Origin of the sequence: Blautia sp. AF17-9LB, from assembly GCF_003479185.1 — a bacterium.
GTDB classification, from domain to species: domain Bacteria; phylum Bacillota; class Clostridia; order Lachnospirales; family Lachnospiraceae; genus Fusicatenibacter; species Fusicatenibacter saccharivorans.
Genome location: NZ_QUGU01000035.1, coordinates 1 through 4,003, shown reverse-complemented (window position 1 = coordinate 4,003; position 4,003 = coordinate 1). Strand labels below are relative to the sequence as shown.

Below are 4,003 nucleotides of genomic sequence, written 5' to 3'. Positions count from 1 at the left end.
AATCGAGTAGGAGAAAATTCCTCTTGATGAGGAATTTTCGACCTCTCACACCACCGTGCGTACCGTTCGGTACACGGCGGTTCAATCAACTTAACATGTAACACACCTTTCGGTGTAATAATCTAACATTGAGATTAGTCCAAATGAGGCTAATCTCTTGTTTGTTATTGCTATATTTACAGCACCACAGCTACATACATGAGCATAGGCTCTTGAACAATAACCAACTTTGTATGCTGTAATCCTGTCAATTCCAAGCTTCATCAAATTCTTTGCACGATTCTGCGGAGTTTTCCAGTGTTTCCATATGCACATACGAAGTCTATACCGAATATTTGCATCTAATTTCGCACATAAGATTTTCATACTACCTATCTTGAAGTAGTTTATCCAACCTCGGATAAGCTGATTGAGCTTCTCTACCTTATAGCTGTTGCTGACGCCCCAACTACGACAGGTGAGTCCTTTCATTCTTTTCTTAAACTTCGCTACTGATTTTGCATGCGGTTTTGCCTTAAACTGATGTGCTCTTGAATCAAAGTAGAATCCAAACCCAAGGTATTTAAGTCCACTTGGTCTATCTACTTTGCTCTTAGTCATGTTGACTTTGAGCCCTAGTTTCTCTTCGATGAATCGTGAGATATTTCTCATAACTCTGTTTGCAGACATTTCACTTCCAACCATGATAATACAGTCATCCGCATATCGTACAAAATTAAGCCCTCTCTTTTCCATTTCCTTATCCAGTTCGTTCAACATGATGTTTGCCAGTAGCGGCGAAAGGTTTCCTCCTTGCGGTGTTCCCACAATAGAGTCCTCATACTCATCATCTATCATGATTCCGCTAACTAGGTATTTCCTAACAATAGAGATGACATCTCCATCTTTAATCGTTCTACCAATAATAGTCATCAACTTATCATGATTTACTGTGTCAAAGAACTTTTCCAAGTCAATGTCTACAATCCAGTCATTACCATCATTCATCATATCAAGTGCTGTTAGGATTGCTTGCTGTGCACATCTATTCGGTCTGAATCCGTAGCTATGGTCATGGAACTGTTCCTCATAGATTGGTGTTAAGACCTGTGCAATGGCTTGTTGTATGAATCTGTCTGTTACTGTTGGTACTCCCAGGTTTCTGACACCACCGTCTGGCTTTGGTATCTCCACTCTTCGTACTGGTTGAGGTTTATATTTTCTTGTCCTCAACTGTTCCTTGATAATTTCGCCGTCCTTTACAAGATGTTCTTTAAGTTCTGTGTACTTCATTCCGTCCACTCCCTCGGCACCTTTATTTCGTACGACTTGCAGATATGCTCTGTTGAGATTATCGCTGGATAGTATCTGCTTCATTAGACTACTTGTGTCCATGCGTTCTTTCCTTTCCGTCTCGCTTGATTTGACCACCCTTTTCCCGATTGGTTACGGCAGATGTTGTCATTTCTGCAATACGAGACATACTCAAACTTATTGATTGTTCGCCCCTTCGCTCCATCTCCATTACAGAGACTTCTTCGCTGTCGGGTAAGGGACAAACCTTACGGTTATTCCCTCCCCAAAGAACGGAACGTGCGACTTTCACCGCATTCCGCTCACGTATCTATAACGCATAATATCCCATTTGCGCGGCTCGATTGGAATTCATAGCTCTTTTTCGGTTCAGACGGTGCCTTTTTGCTCGGCATTCAAAGTATTCCCTGTCAAGAAATGGATTCTTGTTTAAAGATATTTGCCCTTTTCGCACAATTGGCATATCCATCATCAGAAATAGGATGTTTTTGTCCGACATAAATGTCCACTTTCTGCCTTTATGCTCTTTCCAGTATTTGTTAACTATCCAGTGCTTGTTTTTGTTTGGGTGTCTGCGTTTGGACCATCTCCACAACATTTCCCATATGCGATGATCCAACGTATGAAAGCACTTCTTAGCACATGATGAGTGATGATAATTTGCCCATCCTACTGTCACCTCATTTATTTTCTTTATGAGTATTTCCTGTGTGGCTGTCTGGTTTTCTTTTATTATTTCACTGATTTTTCTCGTAATTTTCTTCATAGATTTATGTGACGGCTTGATAATCAGTTTTCCTTTAAATTTACGAAAGTTCCAACCCAGAAAGTCGAATCCATCATTAATGTGAGTAATGACCGTTTTCTCTTCTGACAGTCTCAGTCCTCTTTCTTCAAGAAATCTTTCTATCATTGGTTTGATTTCTTTCAGTGTTTCTTTGTCAGATGCTGTAACGATAAAGTCGTCAGCAAATCTCACCACATGTACTTTATGCGCATTGTACTTCACACTAAATGTCCTTTTAACTTTGCTTCTCCAGTATACATCCAGTATCATGGGTTCTAATCCATCAAGTACCATGTTTGCATAAGTTGGCGAGATAACTCCTCCCTGTGGAGAGCCTTCTATAGTCGGATATAACTTTCCCTTTTCTACATATCCACAACGCATGAACTCTTTCATAATTCTTTTGTTTCCGGGAATGTTATCCATCATCCACCGATGGCTGATTTTATCAAAGCAGCTTTTTATATCCCCTTCCAGAATCCATTGTGGAGAATCCTTTCTGCTAAGTACACTAAACGCATACTCACGTGCATCTTCAGGACTTCTGTATTTCCGAAATCCAAAGGAGATCCTGTCGGCAGTTGTTTCTGCCACTGGTTCCAGCGCAAGAAGTTGTAATGCCTGCATAGCCCGGTCTCTCATAGTAGGTATTCCCAAAGGACGCTTTTCTTTCTTGCCAAACTTTTCGATATATACCCTTTTCAATGGTTTTGCATGATATGTCTGGCAGTCCAGGCTCCTTACTGCGTTTACTTTTTCTTTATCAGATTTCCAAAATTCTCCATCTATACCTGGAGTTTTCTTTCCTCTGTTGCTAACCACTCGTTTAACAGCCAGAGCCTTCGCGTAAAATGAATTAGTTATTAAATACTGTAATCTCTTAACCAATCTCAGCTTTTGTTCTAATGTTGCCTTTACAATTCGAATCTGTAGCCTGTTAACTTGTTCTTCTGCTTTCTTCCAATCTATCTGGTTCCATTGAAGTTTCATGTCTGTATTGTCCTCACAAATGTGCCATTGAACTTGATACATTCACAGTTTCCAGTTTCTTCATGTAATTGATACGCGTTGGAAGTCTGCTTCCTTTCGGACAGGGCAAATCTTGAACCCTTATTTCATGCATTACACATGAACTTTCGCTTTTTCCAACATCCTCTGCCTTCTGTGCATTGTGCTTTTCTTACGATTAGCCTACCTTTTCCCAGGAGCACATAAGGTTTACCTTGTTTCGTCATTTAAATAATCTTGATATGTTTAGGTTCTGCCTATAGACCGGGAGTTCTCTGTCCGTTTGGCATGATACCATAGTAATTATCATGTCCCTGACTCCGTACTATTTTAGTCAAGGTGTATCAACCACTTTCACCTTTTACACGAGTGACGACCCTTACGACAGTTCACATATGTTAACCTTGCATATCTTTTCCTTGCAATAGGACAGATGTGGTTTCTGTCTTTCTCACGTTGTCCCGCTGCTCCGCACCTTTCATTACTTACTGGGCACTATGCGGTAGAAATACTACAAACGGATGTAGTAGTGAATTTATCACAATTTAAATGACGACTTGCAAGTCGCACACTATGGGCTCGGCTGACTTCTCACAGTTCGTTGTTACTAGGCTAATGAAACCTCTGTGAGACCTCCACGCTTAAGATGCACGCTCTTTCCTCTCATATATCCGCCACATTTACTCGGTTCCTACAAACGGCAACTTTACGGCTTTGTCTTATTTAGCAGACTTACCAAGCGGAACCTAGCCTCATATGTGATTTCTGTCCGTCGGACCAAGAGTTTGCTTACAGCTTCCTTCAGATTCTACCTTACGATAGACACCCTTGCTGTTCAGCTATACACTTCCTTGTCGCCTAGGCGTGTTCGGGACTTTCACCCGTTAGAGCGCGCCCATGGCGCGCAAACTAAAA

2 protein-coding genes are annotated in these 4,003 nt (G+C 41.1%); both read right to left on the bottom strand.

The window, feature by feature from the left end; translation table 11 throughout:
* Nucleotides 1-90: 90 nt before the first annotated feature.
* Nucleotides 91-1,374 carry a group II intron reverse transcriptase/maturase gene (gene ltrA, locus DWX00_RS19295; RefSeq protein ID WP_118596021.1) on the bottom strand — a complete coding sequence of 428 codons (1,284 nt, stop codon included), beginning with the start codon at nt 1,372-1,374 and terminating at the stop codon, nt 91-93.
* Between the two features lie 229 nt (nt 1,375-1,603).
* Nucleotides 1,604-3,070, bottom strand: coding sequence for a group II intron reverse transcriptase/maturase (gene ltrA, locus DWX00_RS19290; RefSeq protein WP_082424990.1), 1,467 nt, complete (start codon nt 3,068-3,070; stop codon nt 1,604-1,606).
* Nucleotides 3,071-4,003: the final 933 nt, after the last annotated feature.